The organism is Nitrospira sp. MA-1, assembly GCA_032139905.1.
In the GTDB taxonomy this organism is placed as follows: Bacteria; Nitrospirota; Nitrospiria; order Nitrospirales; family UBA8639; genus Nitrospira_E.
Genome location: JAQJDB010000007.1, coordinates 1,649,024 through 1,667,400, shown reverse-complemented (window position 1 = coordinate 1,667,400; position 18,377 = coordinate 1,649,024). Strand labels below are relative to the sequence as shown.

Genomic DNA, 18,377 nt, shown 5'->3' with positions numbered 1-18,377 from the left:
AAGTGTTAATACCTAGATTTTGACGCAAAGCTTTCCTTGGATCTCAAAAGATCCTCACGTCGGCATCAGCCTGTGATAGAAGAGGGGTGAGAGATGGAACGACTTACATCGTTTCGGTCATTGATACGGGTGGATGGTCCACCATGGAGTTGGTATCAATTCAACTCTCTTAGATATGACACTAGAGCAACCTGAATGCCAGAATTTTCTGACAAAAGACGAAGAACCATTTTTACGAGAAAACCTTGGACTTTACTAGGAAAATTTTGCCTGAATGGTTTTTTTTAGAGCCACGGCGCATATTTTCTTGGCTTTTATCTGTCGATCCACTGACGATAAAATAAAAAGAGCGTTGATCTCCTGACAGCCCACTTCGCTTTTTCCATTGACACTCTTTCCTCTCCTACCTAGAATTCAAGAAAATTGAGAGGAGGTTCGCATGCCACACGAATCCGCCCCATCCATCCGCAACGTGGTCATTACTTCCTACCCTGGGGTAGGAAAGACCACCCTCTGTGAAGCACTGGCCTTTTCCACTGGAGTCATCCCAGCCATGGGGACCATTTCCCAGGGAAACACCATTGGTGATTTTGAACCCGAGGAAGTCCACAGACACCATTCCATCAGTTCGGCTATCTGTCAGTTCGAGTGGCAGGGGACAAAAATCAATATTATTGATACACCGGGAATGAGCGATTATGCCTTTGAGATTCAATCCGCCCTCAGGGCGGTGGATGGTGCGGTGCTTGTTGTAGGAGCCAGTACCGGACTTCGGTCCGAAATCGAACGAGTCTGGGATCTCATTCAGGAACACGAAACTCCCTGTCTCCTGTTTATTAATGAGCTGGATAAAGAGGGAGCGGACTATCGCTCGATTTTGGCGGAGTGTGAGAAAACATTGGGATTCACCGGAGTCCCAATCACGATCCCGGTTGGAGAGGGGGCCATGCCGACCGGGGTGATTGATCTCATTTCGAGGAATGTCATCACTCCGCTTTCCGGCACGACAAAAATCCAGCAAACCGAGATTGTTGCAGAACATCAACCCATTGCGAATGAATTCCGGCGCCGTGCCATGGAACAGGTGGCAGAAACGAATGATCAATTGGTGGAGAAATATCTCTCCCAGGGTGAAATCTCAGACGAAGATTTGCGTGATGGTCTGACGATCGGCACATTGGAACGGAAGCTTGTTCCGGTGTTGTGCGGATCGGCTATTCACAATATTGGAACAACATCCTTGCTGGCTGCAGTACAACGGTTTCTCCCATCCCCTTCCGACCGTTCCAGTCTCCATCCACACGTCGGGCAGCAACCCCAGACACATGATGAAGGTCAACGAAAATCTGATCCAAATGATCCGTTTTCAGCCTTCGTTTTCAAAACCACTATCGATCCTTTTATGGGCCGTCTTTCATTTGTGCGAGTGCTGTCCGGAACCTTACAGGCAGATTCAGGGTTTTATAATGCCTCCCGGCAGACCAGGGAGAAGGGTGGGCATCTCTTCTTTTCCATTGGCAAGAAACATCACCAGGTTCATCAAGTTTCTGCGGGAGATATTGTGGCAATCGGTAAATTAAAGGACACTCAAACCGGTGACACCATTTGTGATGAACGACATTCCATCATATTCCCATGCCTGAAAATATCACGCCCGGTCATGTCTTATGCCTTAGAAGTGAAAAGCAAGAATGAAATTGACAAGGTCAGTTTAGGTCTTCATAAGTTAGTCGAAGAAGATCCGTCACTTGAGTTTCTAAGGAATGAAGAGACAAAAGAAATGTTGTTGAGTGGGGTAGGGCAGGGTCACCTTGAGGCCACTTTAGATAAGCTGAGGCGCAAGTATGGAGTGGAAGTGGATTTGCATATGCCGAAAGTTCCCTATAAGGAGACGATCCATCGGATGGCTCAGGCGCAAGGGAAATATAAAAAGCAAACCGGTGGGCATGGACAATATGGAGATTGTTGGCTACAAATTGAACCTCTTCCGCGTGGGACCGGATTTGAATTTCACAACAACATTGTTGGTGGTGTCATTCCACGAAATTTTATCCCTGCAGTGGAAAAGGGCGTGATCGAAGCACTGCAGCATGGTATTGTTGCCGGGTTTCCCATCGTGGATATCCGTGTGGCTGTCTATGACGGATCTCATCATCCCGTCGATTCTTCCGAGATGGCCTTTAAAGTGGCAGGATCAATGGCCCTCAAGCATGCCCTGGATTCTGCTCAAAGCACCCTTCTTGAACCAATCATGTCGGTAGAAGTCCTAGTTCCAGATGATTTGATGGGAACCGTGATTGGAGATCTTAACTCACGGCGGGGACGCATACAGGGAATGGCGACGAAAGGACATAAACAAATCGTGAAGGCCTTTGTGCCTCTAGCGGAAATGCTGAAATATGCTCCATCCTTAACGTCGATGACTGCCGGAAAGGGCATTTATGTGATGGAATTTTCGGGTTACGAGGAAGTTCCGAAGGATTGCCTAAATCGAATAGTGGAAGAACATAAAAAAGAAAAAGAAGCCGTTTCCTCACACTAATTGCTTGATGATAAACAGAGAGAAACGCTATTGCAGCGTTTTGATTACAATGAAAAATGCCCTTGTCTTTCGGATAATTCGAAGTAAAACCGTTTGACCCGGCTTTACTTTGGCCACCGCTTCAGAAAATTGCGTGACGGTTCGAACCGTTTGCCGATTAACCTCGTTGATTAAATCTCCTTCTTGAACTCCCTCAGAGTTGGCGAGGCCACCCGGTTCAACTTTGGTCACGAGCACACCCACAGTTTCTTGTAGTTCAAATTGCTCGGCAAGTGCAGCGGTAAGCCCCTGGACATCTAGTCCTAAGGTGACTTCTGATTTTTGTAAGGGGAGTGAGGCCAACATGGATTTTTCCTGCCTTTCGGCCATCGGTACGAGGTAGGTCATTTCCTTGCCGTCCCGTAACACAAGAATTTTGGCGTTCTCACCAGGTCCGACTCGCGCCACAAGTCTAGACAGTTGGTTGGGCGAATCAACCGGGCTGTCGTCTACGGACACGATGATATCCCCTGGTTTAATTCCGGCCACATGGGCGGGATCGTGTTCATAGACTTCGTTGACGAGAACCCCATGGCCTTCCTTAATCCCAAATTGTTCCGCAAGTTCTTTGGTGAGAGATTGAATCCCGACACCAAGCCAACCGCGGACCACTCGCCCCTGGGACACTAATTGATCGACCACACGTGAAACCATGTCGGCGGGTATGGAAAATCCGATTCCTTGTGCCATATGGATTATGGCGGTATTAATCCCGATCACTTCACCTCGTAGGTTAAAGAGCGGTCCTCCTGAATTGCCAGGATTAATCGCCGCATCCGTTTGAATGAAATTTTCATACCGGGATAAATTGAGGCGTTCCCTTCCAATCCCACTCACAACCCCTAGGGTCACTGTGCGATCTAACCCCATCGGATTTCCCACAGCCAACACCCATTGCCCAACCTTTAAGGCATTGGAATCTCCAAAATGGGCTGCAGGAAATTTTCGGTCAGCTTGAATTTTGAGAACCGCTATGTCTGTTTCCTTGTCGCGTCCGATGACCTGAGCAATCATGTTGGACATATCGGATAGCCGGACATCTGCCTCCGTGGCGTCTTCCCCAACAACATGATTATTGGTCACGATGATTCCATCTTCCCGCACGATGACTCCTGATCCACTGCCTTTAGAGAATGGCGCACGTCGCTGAAACCCTTGTCCCTGAGCTATCTCATGGATTGGTGTAATATTGACCACCGTAGGAGTCACCCGTTCGGCCAGGCTGGTGATGGCCTGTTCGATATCTCCAAGAAGTTCTAGCCCCCGAAGTTCTTTGGCTGTCTGGCTAATTGCGGGTGACGGAGCAATAAACAAAAGATGGCAAGATAATGAAAATACGAGTGAAAAGTGACCTAATTTCATCCTAAACCTTATATTTCGTAACGTCGGATAATAAATATTATGTTAAATAGAAGTTAGATTAATTTTACTTTCGGTTCCCTGCCTAAGACGGTGTATGTTTTCTTTGTGACTGATGAATATGATTGCCATGACTCCCAAAGAAAAAATGCAAAAATAGAAGTCAGAAGTCAGGAGAAAGACCAAAAATGGGAACGCACCAAATGCTATCAGGGCTCCACCTGATGAATATCTGAAGCCCCATACCACTCCCAACCAAATACCAACAAGAAGCCATCCAATCAACGGATGAATCCCTATAATGGCCCCTAAGGCTGTGGCTACTCCTTTTCCACCTTTAAATCGTAGAAAAATTGAAAAAACATGACCAAGAATGACTGAAAAGCCTATGAAAAGAATCCATAGCCAAGGAAATCCCATTGAGCCTGCGACAACCGTCGCGACCGTTCCTTTCCCTAAGTCACCAATTAGGGTAAGTATGCCTATTTTTTTCCCTGATACCCGCAGGGTATTGGTGAATCCGATATTATGGCTCCCCCGAGTGCGAGGATCTTCCTTTCCGAAAATACGAGAGGCGACGAGGCCAAATGGGATAGATCCTAAGAGATAGGCGCCAACCACTCCTAATAAATAGAATTCCATCTCCTATCGACTTCTGAGCACTCCTACCAATATTGCGGACTGATTTTCTTAAAGATTTGCATGAGATATCGCCAGCCGGAAAAAAGGGAGAAAAACAAGGCAATATACAGCAGTCCGGTCCCAATCGTAGCCAGTAGACCCTCGCTTTGAACCCAGACTCCCTGAAGAATAAGGCAAAGAATTCCTCCTATTTGCCCGATCACTTTGAATTTCCCCAGAGAGTCGGCTGGAACCACAAAGCCTTCTTTTGCTGCGACCACCCTGGCTCCCGTCACAATCATTTCACGCGCAATCATAACGATGGCCAACCACACAGCTACTCGCTGAAATTGAACAAGAAGAATAAGTCCTGAAGCCACCAGAAGTTTATCGGCAACTGGATCCAGCAATTTCCCTAAATTGGTAATTTGCCCGCTTTTTCGAGCCAAATACCCGTCAAGAAAATCTGTGAAAGCGGCACACGCAAACACCAGTCCGGCTGCCAAGGCTCGTTCAGGGCTGGATTCAGAAAAAAACCAAACGAAAACAGGAATTAATAAAATCCGCAAAAGAGTAAGAGAATTAGGAAGATTGAGATAGGCTTCTCCCATAATTACATTATTTCGTTCAGATTTTTCTTTTACTACTGCTTCCGATTGATTCATGGCAACTCTGATATTTATTGCTGAAATATCAAGTAACAGGCGAGATTTCTCCCTTTCCTGTTACCTGCCAAATCGCTTGAATTTGTTCCAATAATCCGCGCAATTCACTTAACCGTATCATATTTGGCCCATCCGATAGGGCTTCCTCAGGACGAGGATGAACTTCCATAAAGAATCCGTCACATCCAGCAGCGGCTGCCGCTCTGGCTAACGGCGCCACAAATTCCCGTTGTCCTGAAGAGACCGTTCCTCCGCCACCAGGCAACTGCACGCTGTGAGTTGCATCAAATACCACCGGATATCCCATATTTCTCATGACGGGTAATGAGCGCATATCGACGACAAGATTTTGATAGCCGAAGCTGGCCCCTCGCTCCGTTAGGAAAATTTTTCTGGTCCCGGCGTCTTCAAGTTTATGGACAACATTAGCCATATCCCATGGAGAAAGGAATTGCCCTTTTTTTACATTGACCACCCGGCCTGATTTTGCCGCAGCAGAGAGTAAATCTGTCTGTCGACATAAAAATGCCGGAATTTGCAACACGTCCACGACTTCCGCAACCTGAGAAACGTCGTGGACTTCGTGAATATCCGTGAGGATGGGTATCCCTAATTCACAATTGATTTTCTTGAGAATTTTCAATCCTTCTGTAATGCCTAACCCCCTGAATGAGGAAACCGATGTGCGATTAGCCTTATCATAGGACGCCTTAAATATGTATGGGATACCAAGATCTTTGGCGATTTCCGCAATCGCTGCAGCTGTCTCGATGACCAACTTCTCGCTTTCGATCACGCAAGGCCCTGCAATTAAAAAATGGGGGGAACTTCCGCCAACGGAGAACGGGCCAATGTCGACTTGAGTTGGCTGAGCCATGATCATTCCTGTTCGTTATGTACCGAATTTTTTTTGAAGCGCGGCGCCAATAAATGCCGTAAAAAGAGGATGAGGAGCACATAGTCGGGACTGAAACTCCGGATGGAACTGCGTCCCCACAAACCAGGGGTGCCCTTGTAATTCAATGATTTCTACCAGCCTTCCGTCAGGTGATGTCCCACTAATCGTCAGACCCTTTAAAGTTAAAGCTTCCAGGTACTCATTGTTGAATTCATAGCGATGGCGGTGTCGTTCACGAATCTCCGTTTGCTCGTAGGCCGCAAAGGTAAGGGTATTGGGAATTAATCGACAGGGAAATCCTCCCAATCGCATGGTTCCGCCCTTCTCTTGAATGGATCGTTGCTCAGGAAGTAGGTCAATGACCGGATATGGCGTATCAGGATTGAATTCCGAACTATTGGCATTCTGAAGTCCACCTAGACTTCTGGCAATTTCAATCACCGCACATTGCATCCCCAAGCAAATGCCAAAGAATGGAAGATTTCTATCTCTGGCATACCGGATCGTATCAATTTTCCCTTCGATCCCTCGAAGCCCAAACCCTCCTGGAATTAAGACTCCGTCCACATCAGCTAGCAGGCGTTCGGGGCCGTCCTTCTCAATGTCACCCGATTCCACCCAAAGAATATGAACGGCTGTTTCATCTTGTAATCCGCCATGAGTCAAGGCTTCCGACACACTTTTATAGGATTCCCGAGATTCTACATATTTACCAACCAGTGCAATGGTAACTTCATGTCGTGGCCGCTTAATCTTCTGGACTAAAATATCCCAATCCCGAAGGTTGGGTGGCCGCGTTTCAAGATGCAGTGAACGGACAATAAGTTCATCCAATCCTTCTTTTCTCAGGATAATCGGCACTTCGTAGATGGAATCCACATCTTTGGCTGTGATGACAGAGCCTTTATCCACGTTACAAAACATGGCAATTTTATCTTTGACGCCAGGAGGGAGAAATCTGTCAGTCCGACATAACAGTATATTGGGTTGAATGCCGATTTCACGAAGCTTATTAACGGAATGTTGAGTGGGTTTGGTTTTGAGTTCTCCAGCAGTTCCAATATAGGGCACCAGGGTGAGATGAATATACAGGACGTTTTCCCTACCGACCTCATAAGGCATTTGCCGAATCGCCTCTAAAAACGGCAAACTTTCAATATCTCCGACAGTTCCGCCAATTTCCACGATCACCACATCCACGTCATGGGCCACATTAAGAATTGTCTGCTTAATGGCGTCCGTAATATGGGGGACGACCTGAACGGTCGCTCCGAGATATTCTCCTCTTCGCTCCCTTTGAATCACCGACTCATAAATCCGTCCTGTCGTACAATTATTTTCTCGATGCAACTGGACCGTGGTAAATCGTTCATAATGACCCAAGTCTAAATCGGTTTCCGCTCCATCATCGGTAACATAGACTTCCCCGTGTTGATAGGGATTCATGGTACCAGGGTCCACATTAATATAGGGGTCTAGCTTCAAAAAGGTAATAGTCATGCCACGGCTTTCTAATAAATGCCCGATGGCCGCAGATGACAAGCCTTTCCCTAATGACGAGACCACCCCACCTGTTACAAAAAGAAACTTACTCATGATTTTTTTCGGTTGGTTGTATGATGACCCACATGTCCTCCCTCTAAGACGATTTCCTCTTTCGACTCCACCATATTGCTCTATCTGTTTTCAACCCTCTGTGTTGCCCCCACCGGTCTGACTTTCGGCTCAAAGGGTTTCTTCGATAGAAGATCTTCCGCAGCCATGATATCCTCAGGAGTATCTATTCGAATAGATTCGTGTTCTGTTTCCCACACCATTATGGGAAGGCCATGTTCTAAGGCTCGCAGTTGTTCTAATTTTTCCGCATCCTCAAGATAGCCCGTTGGCAACTCGGCAAATCGTAGTAGATCCGATTTCCTGAAAATATACACTCCCAAGTGCATATACGCGATATGATTATTCCCAGAAGTCATTCCATCGCGCCAACAGGGTATCGGACTTCGTGAAAAATACAGGGCTTGACCGTGGATATTGGTCACCACCTTTACGATTGACGGATTGGTTAGATCCTGAGAGGAGTGTATTTGTCGTTTCAAGGTCCCTATTCCCGTCGGAGAAGACACAAAAGGATGAATGAGATCATCAAGCAGCCCAGGGTGTTGAGGAATTTCATCGGCTTGCAAATTGACAATCACGTCATATTTTAATTGAGAAACCACTTTCGCCACCCGGTCCGTTCCTGTTCGACAGAAATCCGTTACGCGACAGACTTCTCCACCAAACTTCTTGACCTCTTCTTCGATGGATTCCTGGTCGGTGACAATCAGGATTTGCCCTACATGTGAAACCTGTTGAACCGCTTCATAGACGTGTTGGATAAGTGGCTTTCCGGCTAAGAGCGCGAGTGGTTTTCCCGGAAACCGAGATGATCCATGGCGAGCGGGGATGCACAGACTGATGAGTGAGTCAGTTGTGGCCATGGAGTAATGCCTCTTGAAGTTGTGCTTGTGTCACTGTGGCAGTACCGACCATGCCCACGACAATACCGGCGGCTTGATTGGCTAAGACCGCAGCCTCAGGAAGTGAGGCTTTTGCACTCAGTGCTAAGGCAAGAGTACTGATAACGGTATCGCCTGCTCCCGTCACATCATAGACCTGTCGGGCCACAGCCGGGATGCTCCAGGAATTGCCTGTATTTTCAAAAATACTCATTCCCTCCTCTCCCCTCGTGACAACGACTGCCCGGCACTGCAAGCGTTGTTGAAGAGCAACGCCGATTTCATCAATCGGAACATCCTGGCTTGGGAGGAACCCTGCAGCCTGTTTGGCTTCGAGATGATTGGGTGTAATCACCGTCACTCCCTGGTAATAGGCCATATGTTCCACCTTCGGATCCACCACAATCGGTACGTTAAACTGAACAGCTAGGGTATGAATGGCCTTCATCAGTTCAACGGTGATCATGCCCTTCGCATAATCAGAAATCACCAGGCAGGAGGCTCCAGGAAGTCGGGAAGCCACATGTCGTATCATTTTTTTTGTCTGTTGGGACGAAATGTCATGGCGTTGCTCCACATCAAATCGAACAATTTGCTGATTGTGCGCAACCACTCTCGTTTTTTTAATTGTAGGACGACCGGAATCAACAAACACACCGGAGGTAAATGGGGACGATTGTCGGATGTCAGCAAGGAATTGTTTCCCAACATGATCCGCACCGACCACGCCACACAATTCAGCCTGCCCGCCTAATGTCAGAATATTATGATACACATTCGCTGCCCCACCCATTCGGTACGACTCAGAGTCCACATGAACAATCGGTACAGGCGCTTCAGGGGAGACACGATGCACCTTGCCCCAGACGTAATGATCTAAAATGAGATCTCCAACAACCAGAATGCGGGCGCGAGAAAAGCGTTGAATATACTGTTTGAATTTCCGAGCGGAAATCGATGGGACAACGGATAGCGATTTCATCCTTGAATCAGTACAAGGCTGAAGTTTTGGTTGGGTCAAGTGATTGTGTGCTCACTATTCAATGAGCTTTCCGATTCGTTCCCATCGGATCCAATCGGTCCAAGCTCCCTGCCCATTCCATGACCAATACACGAGAAAGGCTCTGCCTTTAATCTTATCCATTCGCACAAATCCCCAAAAACGGCTGTCCAAACTTTGGTCGCGGTTGTCACCCATCACAAAGTATGATTCTGGAGGAACGGTTAAGGGACCAAGATTATCGCGAGGATTGATACGACCATCAATAATTCCGGGATCGACCCTCTGCGTAAATCCTTCATCCAACAATGGCTGTCCATTCACGATTACGTGTTTGTTTTGAATATGAATGGTATCACCGGGGAGTCCGATCACCCGCTTTATGAAATCCTTGTTTTCATCTTCAGGATAGCGGAACACAATAATATCTCCACGCGAGGGAGGATCAAAATTCATCACGATCGTCGAAGAAAAACACGTCACCGGCGGGAACGAAACCTGAAACTCACAGTCTTTCGGCAACTGAAACCCATAGGACAGCTTGGAAACAAGGATATGATCGCCAATCATCAAGGTCGGAATCATGGACCCTGATGGAATCTTAAAGGCCTGGACCACAAAGACTCGAATGGTGAGAGCCAGAACAATAGCAATGATTAAGGCCTCGGCATATTCTCGAATAATCGACTTCTTGGATACCTCACCCTCCTGGGAACTTGAGGCAACCGAGGATTCCTCTTGAATGTTTTTTTCGGAAGATTCGGTCATTTTAGGTTGTTGTGGATCTTCTGTGGTCATCAGCGGTTCAGTTCGGATCGGTCTTTAAAATGGCCAGAAAAGCTTCCTGAGGGACTTCGACTCGTCCTAATTGTTTCATTCGTTTTTTTCCTTCTTTTTGCTTCTCCCACAATTTGCGTTTTCGGGAAATATCTCCACCATAACACTTGGCCGTCACATTTTTCTTGAGTGCGCCAATCGTTTCTCTGGCAATAATGCGTTTGCCAATCGTCGCTTGAATGACAATTTCAAACATTTGCTTGGGAATGAGTTCTTTCATTTTTTCAGCTAATTGCCGCCCCCGACTTTGAACTTTATCTTTGTGGGCGATAATGGAGAGAGCGTCCACCGTCTCACCATTCAGCAATAAATCCAATTTCACCAGATCAGACTCGCGATAGCCCAGCAATTCGTAGTCTAACGAGGCATACCCTTGAGTCCGGGATTTCAGTCGATCATAAAAGTCTAACACAATTTCATTGAGCGGGATTTCGTAGGTTAACATGGACCGGGTTGGATCCAGATATTGCAGCCCGATTTGAATGCCTCGACGCTCCTGGCAAAGTTGAAGGACATTTCCGATATACCGCTCCGGCGTAATCATCGTGGCTTTGATATAGGGCTCTTCAATTCGTTCGATTTGAGATGGATCCGGGAGTTTTGATGGATTATCGATGACCAATGTTTCGCCTTTGGTGGTTAATACACGATAGACGACAGTTGGGGCGGTACTGATCAGATCCAGTCCATATTCCCGCTCCAAGCGCTCTCGAATAATTTCCATGTGGAGGAGCCCTAGAAATCCACATCGGAATCCAAATCCCAAAGCCAGGGAGGTTTCCGGTTCATAGACAAAGGAGGAATCATTCAGTTGCAACTTCTCTAGAGAATCCCGCAGATCCTCAAACTTGGCATTATCCGTCGTGTATAACCCGCAAAATACTACCGGTTTGACATCCCGGTACCCGGGAAGGGCAACGCTTGTGGGGCGCTTTGAATCCGTAATGGTATCACCAATTTTGGTGTCGGATAGCTCTTTCATTCCGGCACAAATATACCCGACTTCCCCGGGCCCCAGCCGACTTACCTTGGTTCGTTTCGGAGAAAAAACGCCCACCTCCAGGACTTCAAACTCACGTCCGGAAAACATTAATTTAATCATCATATTGGGGGTGACTTCTCCGTCCATGACTCGAAGAAGCACCACGGCTCCCTGATAATTGTCAAACCAGGAGTCAAAAATCAGGGCCTTTAGGGGTTGATTAATGGACCCGATTGGAGCCGGAATGACCTTCACCACACCTTCAAGCACCTCCTTGACCCCTCGTCCATCCTTGGCACTGACTAAAAAGGCTTCCTCACTCGACAATCCCAACACATCTCGAATTTGGACCTTTACGCCCTCCACATCCGCACTCGGTAAATCGATTTTATTAATGACGGGAATAATCACTAAATCATTCGAAATCGCCAGATAGGCATTGGCGATGGTCTGGGCCTCAACCCCCTGAGTAGCATCAATCAACAGAAGGGCTCCTTCACAGGCAGCCAGGCTCCGCGATACCTCATAAGCAAAATCGACATGCCCGGGCGTATCAATGAGATTAAATTGATAGTCTTGCCCATCCGAGCTCTTAAACCGCGTGGTGACCGCATGTGCTTTAATGGTGATCCCGCGCTCACGTTCCAGATCCATGGCGTCCAGATATTGTGCACGCGCCTCACGTGGCGACACGGCACCGGTGATTTCCAGAAACCGATCAGCAAGGGTGGATTTGCCGTGATCAATATGAGCAATAATCGAAAAATTGCGGATGTGTGTTTGAGGGAAGGCTTTACTCATTCGAAGTGACCGTGATTGTAATGTGACCCTAAAAGGTTGTCAAAAATTGATGGATTCCGCTAGGTTATTGTCTTTAACCGGACCAGAGATCTAAAAATGTCCCACACAGCATTAGAAAAAGACGATTGTGAGTACATTTGGCACCCTTTTACCCAAATGCAGGAATGGGAGGGCCAGACTCCTCTCATTATCAGACGCGGAAAAGGATCTTATCTCTATGACATGGACGGCAATGCCTATCTTGATGCCACAGCATCGATCTGGGTCAATGTCCATGGCCATCAACATCCCCGCATTAATCAGGCCATCCGTCGGCAACTGACCCAGGTGGCTCATACGACGCTACTAGGGCTTTCCAACCCACCAGCCATTCAATTGGCGAAGGCACTTATTCGCCTGGCTCCGAAAGGCTTACGAAAAGTCTTTTATTCAGACAACGGTTCAACGGCTGTTGAAGTTGGGGCAAAGATGGCTATCCAGTACTGGCAACAATGTCCAACGCCCCAGCCACAAAAAACTCGATTTATCCATCTAGGCCTATCCTATCATGGGGATACAGTGGGAAGCGTGAGCCTCAGCGGAGTCGAACTATTCCGTAGACCTTTTTCTTCCCTCCTCTTTCCAAGCCACGCCATTGAACCACCTCATTGTTATCGATGTCCCCTTCATATGGAGTTTCCCCAATGCCAGCTTGCCTGCCTCGATCCTCTTGAAAAGCTTCTGCACACATCACATCAAGAAATTGCAGGCCTTATTCTTGAGCCCATGGTGCAAGGAGTCGCCGGGATTATTCCCTCCCCTCCAGGTTACTTGAAACGCGTTAGGGATCTATGCACGCGCTACAACGTCTTATTCATTGCCGATGAGGTTGCCACCGGGTTTGGACGAACAGGTTTAATGTTTGCCTGTGAGCATGAAGAAATAACTCCGGATATTATGGCCATTGCCAAAGGATTAACGGGAGGGTATCTACCCTTGGCTGCCACGTTAACCACAGCCGCCATTTATGACGCGTTTTTGGGAGAAGGGCATGAAGGCAAAACTTTTTTCCATGGACATAGTTACGCAGGAAATCCTTTGGGCTGTGCGGCAGCTCTTGCTAACCTAAGCATTTTTAAGAGCGAACGCACACTTGCAAAGCTTCAACGAAGAATCCCAAAATTACGAAAGGCCCTGGAGTCGTTGAGCGACGATCCTTGGGTGGGCGACATCCGTCAATGTGGCTACATGGTCGGGATTGAACTGGTTCAAGATCGAGCTAATAAAAAACCGTTCCCTCCGGACGAACGCATCGGTCAGAAAATAGCCATGACTGCCAGAACCTTGGGGATGTTGATCCGTCCCATCGGCACAATTATGATTCTCATGCCTCCACTTTCCGCCAGCGTCAAGGAACTTGAGCAAATGGTATCGATTCTAAAACTCGCTATTTCAGTTGTTCGTTCATCCCGCCCATCTTTCTCAGTTCAAACCTAGATGAGTTCAACAGTTTGGCCAACGTGCAACTCACATCGGTCCACCGCTCGCCCTTGCTTCACAAAAATCTCGACATGACCATTACTATTGATTAAGGCTTCCGGGATTCCCATGGCGCCTTCTCCATAATGGGTCTTTATTCCATTAATGAGTGCATCCCCAATTTTTAAACCGGAGTATTCCTTCTTGGTGACTGATCGAAATGTTTCGATATCGGCCAGGGTGATATTCGTCATGGCATTACCAAAATGGTCGACATAGACAATACGCCCATGAAGGGCCTGCTGTTGCATACGTGGGGGATCTAGGGGAAGCGTGACATAATCATGAATGAGTCGTCCGTAAGAACCAGGAACCTGCCCCTTCGTCAACCAGGCGGCAGAGGGTGCAAACAAATCCCGGCCATCAAACGTTCCGCCCGCAGAATCTAATCGGTATTGTTTATTCTCAATCGATCGAACTTCAACCGACGTTTCCTCTTGGAGCACGTAACTCAGAACACCATTATCCGGAGCCAGGAAGAAATGTCTGGAGGTTGAAGCCAAGATTGCCCGTCGGGAACTCCCGACAGCAGGGTCCACGACCACCACATGCACCGTTCCATCTGGAAAATATTGATAACACGATTTCAAAAAAAACGCGGCCTGTTCAATCCCATGCGCCGGGATTCGATGCGTCAGATCGACGATGCGAATTTGAGAATTAATTCCGAGCATTACGCCCTTCATACTTGGGACAAAATAATCGATATCTCCAAAATCAGTGACCAATGTAACTAAGGAAATGGGGGAAGTCATGATTATAGCTCCTCAAAACAAATGGACTGGATTTGGTATTCAATAACCCCAGCAGGTCGATGCACTTCAACGATATCTCCGACCCGATGCCCAATCAGCGCACGCCCAATAGGCGATTGAACCGAAATGGAACCATTTTTGATATCGGCTTCTTCTTGTCCCACCAGGGTATAACGTTTTTCCTCCTGAGACTCTAAACTGACAATGGAGACTGTGACGCCAAACACAACCGTGTCACTCTGCCCGCTGGCTATTTCCACCACTTGAGCCATGCTGAGTTTATGCTCAAGCTCAGCCATCCGTGTATCAATAAATTGCTGCTGCTCTTTGGCGGCTTTATATTCGGCATTTTCTTTGAGATCACCATGTTCACGAGCCTCGGTAATGGCCTGAATGTTTCTAGGGCGGTCTTCCCGTCGCAGCCTGGCCAGTTCCGCTTGCAGTGCCTCATATCCTTTTTTTGTGATAGGAATTTTCATGAAACCACACTCCCCTTTATTAGATCCTGAAACTCGGATGGTTCATAAACCATCATCGCGTTCGGTCCTTTTTGGCTTACCCGGCTGGCAATCCAGAATGATATTCCTGCAGACAGCGAACCTCTATGGATGTTTTCTTCATCGCCTCTATTCCCGATATGGCTGCTTGCGCGGCTTGAATGGTCGTAAAGTAAGGAATCCCGCCGAAGACAGCCGCTTTGCGAATTGGGGCGGAATCATCCTGGGAAGAGGCACCACCTACCGTATTTACAACTAAAGACAGCTCTTTGTTTTTGAGTAAATCCTCGATATGAGGGCGGGCTGCATTAAGTTTGTTCACCGTCACTACGGTGATCCCATGTTTCCGCAAAAAGGCCGCAGTCCCCTTAGTCGCATTCAGTGAAAATCCGAGTTGCGACAGTCGCTGCGCGATAGCAAGTGTGGCGGGTTTATCCCCATCTTTCACGCTGAGAAGAGCAGTCCCTGCCAAAGGCAAAGGCATTCCTGATGCGGCTTGAGATTTTGCAAACGCCCACCCGAAGCTTCGATCAATCCCCATGACCTCGCCCGTGGAACGCATTTCCGGACCCAATAATACATCAGAGACACCGAGTTTCGTAAATGGAAAGACGGCTTCCTTAATGGCAATGTGCGAAAAAAGCGGCGACTGCGTAAAGCCTAAGTCTTTCAAGGTTCGTCCCGCCATAACTTTCATCGCATGTTTGGCCAAGGGCACACCAATGACCTTACTTACAAAAGGGACCGTGCGAGAAGCGCGAGGATTCACCTCCAGGATATAGACCGCCCCACCCTTGACCGCATATTGGATATTCATTAAACCCGTCACCTGTAACTCCTTGGCCAAAAGAATGGTTTGGCGATTGATCGTCTCAAGAATATCGGCACCAAGGGAGTGGGCAGGTAATGAACAAGCTGAATCTCCTGAATGAATGCCTGCCATTTCGACATGTTCCATGATGGCAGCCACCACGACGTCTGTCCCATCTGCAATGGCATCCACATCAACTTCTATGGCGTCTTCAAGGTAATCATCGATTAACAAGGGATGTCTTCCCAAGTCCATGTCATGCCGCTGAAGGTATTCATCCAACGCGTCAGCATCATATACGATTTGCATGGCACGCCCCCCCAATACATACGAAGGGCGTACCATGACTGGATAGCCAATATTGACGGCAATAATATGAGCTTCATGCGAGGACCGTGCGGTACCGTTTTGCGGCTGCAGGAGATTCAATTCAATCAATAGATCACTAAACCGTTTTCGATCTTCCGCGCGATCAATCGCATCGGGTTGTGTCCCCAAAATTCTTACCCCTTCTTGCTCTAACGGAACGGCCAGCTTGAGAGGCGTTTGTCCACCGAATTGTACGACGACCCCATCCGGACGTTCGGCCAGGATAATTCGCAAGACCTCTTCTTTCGTCAAGGGTTCAAAATAGAGGCGATCGGAAATGTCATAATCCGTACTGACTGTTTCCGGATTGCAATTGACCATAATGGTTTCAATGCCTTCTTCTTTTAGGGCCATGGCGGCATGCACGCAACAGTAATCAAATTCAATGCCTTGCCCAATTCGGTTCGGGCCTCCCCCTAAGATCATGATTTTTCTTTTTTGGGAAGGGCGGGATTCACAGGTTAAACCGGACGTGGAATAGAGATAAGGGGTATGTGCCTCGAATTCGGCCCCACACGTGTCGACTCTTTTAAAGACGGTGCCATAGCCGGATCCCCTGCTCTTTCGCCACTGACGAATGGTATCTTCTTCTCTCCCGATGAGTTGCCCAAGCCGTTGATCGGAAAATCCAAGGCCCTTCGCTTGTTCAAGGGGAATCAGCAGAGTATCAGGGCATCCTTTGGGGGTGTCGTGTGAACGATCGGTCTTAAATTCTTCCTTGCTTTTGCGAACCCATTGGGCTTCAAATTCTACGAGTTCTTCAATTTCATGTAAAAACCAGCGATCAACCCGAGACAATTGATACAGCTCATCCACCGACATCCCAATTCGGAACCCATCAGCCAGAAACCAAAGGCGATCGGCAGTGGGGATTCGAACCTGAGATTGAAGGCGGTCATGTAGTGGATGATCCGGTCCGGCAGTGTCTTTTTTCCCATCAAGCCCGTGCAACGACATCAACCCATACCGGTCTGTTTCAAGTGACCGAATCGCCTTCTGCAAGGCTTCTTTGAAGGTGCCTCCGAGTGCCATGGCTTCTCCAACGGATTTCATATGCGTGGTCAGCACTCGATCCACCCCATCAAATTTCTCAAATGTAAACCGTGGAATTTTCACGACCACATAATCAATGGTCGGCTCAAAACAGGCTTTCGTCACTTGGGTAATATCGTTGGGAATTTCGTCCAGGGTATACCCGATGGCCAATTTCGCAGCGATTTTGGCTATCGGAAACCCCGTTGCCTTTGAGGCCAAGGCGGAACTTCTGGACACGCGAGGATTCATCTCAATAACCATCAAGCCCCCATTGTCCGGATTCAAGGAAAATTGAATATTGGACCCGCCGGTATCCACCCCGATTTCTCGAATAATACGTATCGCCGCGTCCCGCATGTGCTGATATTCTTTATCGGATAAGGTCATGGCGGGGGCCACCGTGATACTGTCACCTGTATGCACACCCATCGGATCAAAATTTTCGATGGGGCAGACAATGACCACATTATCTTTGGAGTCCCGCATCACTTCTAATTCATATTCCTTCCATCCCAGAAGAGATTGTTCCAGCAAGGCTTGTCCAACGGGACTGGTCACAAGAGCCCAATCAATGTACTTATCAAATTCTTCACGGTTATAGGCAATATTGCCCCCTGCTCCTCCCAGAGTAAATGATGGGCGGACGATAGCGGGAAATCCAATCGTTTGAAGAAGCTGTAAGGCTTCCTCTCTTGAGCGAAATGACCCGCTTGCCGCTACATTTAATCCAATACGTGCCATCGCCTGTTTGAATAATTCCCGATCTTCGGCCTTCTGGATCGATTCATAGGAAGCTCCGATAAGTTGCACTCCGTGTTTTTCCAGAATCCCTCGCTTCACTAATTCCATAGTGACATTCAGAGCGGTCTGCCCGCCCATGGTCGGAAGCAGGGCATCAGGATGCTCTCGCTCCAAAATCGCCTCCACCACTTCTGTCGTAATCGGTTCCACATAAGTTCGGTCCGCGAGATCCGGGTCGGTCATAATGGTGGCAGGATTACTATTGACGAGGATGACTTCAAAGCCTTCCTCCTTCAGTGCCCTGCATGCTTGCGTTCCGGAATAGTCAAACTCACAGCCTTGACCAATGACAATCGGTCCGGAGCCTATTAATAAAATTCGATGGATGTCGTTTCTTCGTGGCATGTTG

At 47.8% G+C, this 18,377-nt stretch carries 14 protein-coding genes; 2 read left to right on the top strand and 12 right to left on the bottom strand.

The window, feature by feature from the left end; genetic code table 11:
* Nucleotides 1-439 precede the first annotated feature (439 nt).
* Nucleotides 440-2,542 carry an elongation factor G gene (fusA, locus tag PJI16_20375; GenBank protein ID MDT3779920.1) on the top strand — a complete coding sequence of 701 codons (2,103 nt, stop codon included), beginning with the start codon at nucleotides 440-442 and terminating at the stop codon, nucleotides 2,540-2,542.
* A gap of 27 nt (nucleotides 2,543-2,569) precedes the next feature.
* Here the strand turns inward: fusA and PJI16_20370 are convergent, their stop codons facing one another.
* The 9 genes from PJI16_20370 to lepA all read right to left on the bottom strand — a co-directional run bounded on the left by PJI16_20370 (nucleotide 2,570) and on the right by lepA (nucleotide 12,242).
* On the bottom strand, nucleotides 2,570-3,943 hold the full coding sequence (locus PJI16_20370) for a Do family serine endopeptidase (GenBank protein MDT3779919.1): 1,374 nt from the start codon (nucleotides 3,941-3,943) through the stop codon (nucleotides 2,570-2,572).
* Between the two features lie 42 nt (nucleotides 3,944-3,985).
* Nucleotides 3,986-4,582, bottom strand: coding sequence for a glycerol-3-phosphate 1-O-acyltransferase PlsY (plsY, locus tag PJI16_20365; GenBank protein MDT3779918.1), 597 nt, complete (start codon nucleotides 4,580-4,582; stop codon nucleotides 3,986-3,988).
* Nucleotides 4,583-4,605: 23 nt separating this feature from the next.
* Nucleotides 4,606-5,226 carry a CDP-diacylglycerol--glycerol-3-phosphate 3-phosphatidyltransferase gene (gene pgsA / locus PJI16_20360; protein MDT3779917.1) on the bottom strand — a complete coding sequence of 207 codons (621 nt, stop codon included), beginning with the start codon at nucleotides 5,224-5,226 and terminating at the stop codon, nucleotides 4,606-4,608.
* A gap of 28 nt (nucleotides 5,227-5,254) precedes the next feature.
* The gene (kdsA, locus tag PJI16_20355; protein MDT3779916.1) at nucleotides 5,255-6,103 is read right to left on the bottom strand and encodes a 3-deoxy-8-phosphooctulonate synthase; all 849 of its coding nucleotides are present in this window, start codon (nucleotides 6,101-6,103) and stop codon (nucleotides 5,255-5,257) included.
* Between the two features lie 15 nt (nucleotides 6,104-6,118).
* Nucleotides 6,119-7,720 carry a CTP synthase gene (locus PJI16_20350; GenBank protein ID MDT3779915.1) on the bottom strand — a complete coding sequence of 534 codons (1,602 nt, stop codon included), beginning with the start codon at nucleotides 7,718-7,720 and terminating at the stop codon, nucleotides 6,119-6,121.
* An 80-nt stretch (nucleotides 7,721-7,800) separates the two neighbouring features.
* Nucleotides 7,801-8,604, bottom strand: coding sequence for a 3-deoxy-manno-octulosonate cytidylyltransferase (kdsB, locus tag PJI16_20345; GenBank protein MDT3779914.1), 804 nt, complete (start codon nucleotides 8,602-8,604; stop codon nucleotides 7,801-7,803).
* Complete coding sequence (rfaE1, locus tag PJI16_20340) at nucleotides 8,591-9,604, bottom strand: D-glycero-beta-D-manno-heptose-7-phosphate kinase (GenBank protein MDT3779913.1); 1,014 nt, start codon at nucleotides 9,602-9,604, stop codon at nucleotides 8,591-8,593. Before rfaE1 ends, kdsB begins: the two co-directional genes overlap by 14 nt.
* 54 nt (nucleotides 9,605-9,658) lie before the next feature.
* A complete protein-coding gene (lepB, locus tag PJI16_20335; GenBank protein MDT3779912.1) occupies nucleotides 9,659-10,420 on the bottom strand; it encodes a signal peptidase I in 762 nt (253 codons plus the stop codon).
* A gap of 7 nt (nucleotides 10,421-10,427) precedes the next feature.
* Nucleotides 10,428-12,242, bottom strand: a complete 1,815-nt coding sequence (gene lepA, locus PJI16_20330) for a translation elongation factor 4 (GenBank protein ID MDT3779911.1) — start codon at nucleotides 12,240-12,242, stop codon at nucleotides 10,428-10,430.
* A 96-nt stretch (nucleotides 12,243-12,338) separates the two neighbouring features.
* Between lepA and bioA the strand changes: the two genes are divergently transcribed.
* Entirely contained in the window at nucleotides 12,339-13,718 is a 1,380-nt protein-coding gene (gene bioA, locus PJI16_20325; GenBank protein MDT3779910.1) for an adenosylmethionine--8-amino-7-oxononanoate transaminase, read from the top strand.
* Here bioA and PJI16_20320 read toward each other — a convergent pair.
* The 3 genes from PJI16_20320 to carB form a co-directional block, all read right to left on the bottom strand.
* Nucleotides 13,715-14,515, bottom strand: a complete 801-nt coding sequence (locus PJI16_20320) for an SAM-dependent chlorinase/fluorinase (GenBank protein MDT3779909.1) — start codon at nucleotides 14,513-14,515, stop codon at nucleotides 13,715-13,717. The two genes, bioA and PJI16_20320, sit on opposite strands and share 4 nt — an antisense overlap.
* A gap of 2 nt (nucleotides 14,516-14,517) precedes the next feature.
* The gene (greA, locus tag PJI16_20315) at nucleotides 14,518-14,994 is read right to left on the bottom strand and encodes a transcription elongation factor GreA (protein MDT3779908.1); all 477 of its coding nucleotides are present in this window, start codon (nucleotides 14,992-14,994) and stop codon (nucleotides 14,518-14,520) included.
* Nucleotides 14,995-15,070: 76 nt separating this feature from the next.
* On the bottom strand, nucleotides 15,071-18,373 hold the full coding sequence (carB, locus tag PJI16_20310) for a carbamoyl-phosphate synthase large subunit (GenBank protein MDT3779907.1): 3,303 nt from the start codon (nucleotides 18,371-18,373) through the stop codon (nucleotides 15,071-15,073).
* Nucleotides 18,374-18,377: the final 4 nt, after the last annotated feature.

Coding starts and splice junctions, on each gene's coding strand:
- fusA (MDT3779920.1), top strand. CDS start 440: ATGCCACACGAATCCGCCCCATCCATCCGCAACGTGGTCATTACTTCC.
- PJI16_20370 (MDT3779919.1), bottom strand. CDS start 3,943: ATGAAATTAGGTCACTTTTCACTCGTATTTTCATTATCTTGCCATCTT.
- plsY (MDT3779918.1), bottom strand. CDS start 4,582: ATGGAATTCTATTTATTAGGAGTGGTTGGCGCCTATCTCTTAGGATCT.
- pgsA (MDT3779917.1), bottom strand. CDS start 5,226: ATGAATCAATCGGAAGCAGTAGTAAAAGAAAAATCTGAACGAAATAAT.
- kdsA (MDT3779916.1), bottom strand. CDS start 6,103: ATGGCTCAGCCAACTCAAGTCGACATTGGCCCGTTCTCCGTTGGCGGA.
- PJI16_20350 (MDT3779915.1), bottom strand. CDS start 7,720: ATGAGTAAGTTTCTTTTTGTAACAGGTGGGGTGGTCTCGTCATTAGGG.
- kdsB (MDT3779914.1), bottom strand. CDS start 8,604: ATGGCCACAACTGACTCACTCATCAGTCTGTGCATCCCCGCTCGCCAT.
- rfaE1 (MDT3779913.1), bottom strand. CDS start 9,604: ATGAAATCGCTATCCGTTGTCCCATCGATTTCCGCTCGGAAATTCAAA.
- lepB (MDT3779912.1), bottom strand. CDS start 10,420: ATGACCACAGAAGATCCACAACAACCTAAAATGACCGAATCTTCCGAA.
- lepA (MDT3779911.1), bottom strand. CDS start 12,242: ATGAGTAAAGCCTTCCCTCAAACACACATCCGCAATTTTTCGATTATT.
- bioA (MDT3779910.1), top strand. CDS start 12,339: ATGTCCCACACAGCATTAGAAAAAGACGATTGTGAGTACATTTGGCAC.
- PJI16_20320 (MDT3779909.1), bottom strand. CDS start 14,515: ATGACTTCCCCCATTTCCTTAGTTACATTGGTCACTGATTTTGGAGAT.
- greA (MDT3779908.1), bottom strand. CDS start 14,994: ATGAAAATTCCTATCACAAAAAAAGGATATGAGGCACTGCAAGCGGAA.
- carB (MDT3779907.1), bottom strand. CDS start 18,373: ATGCCACGAAGAAACGACATCCATCGAATTTTATTAATAGGCTCCGGA.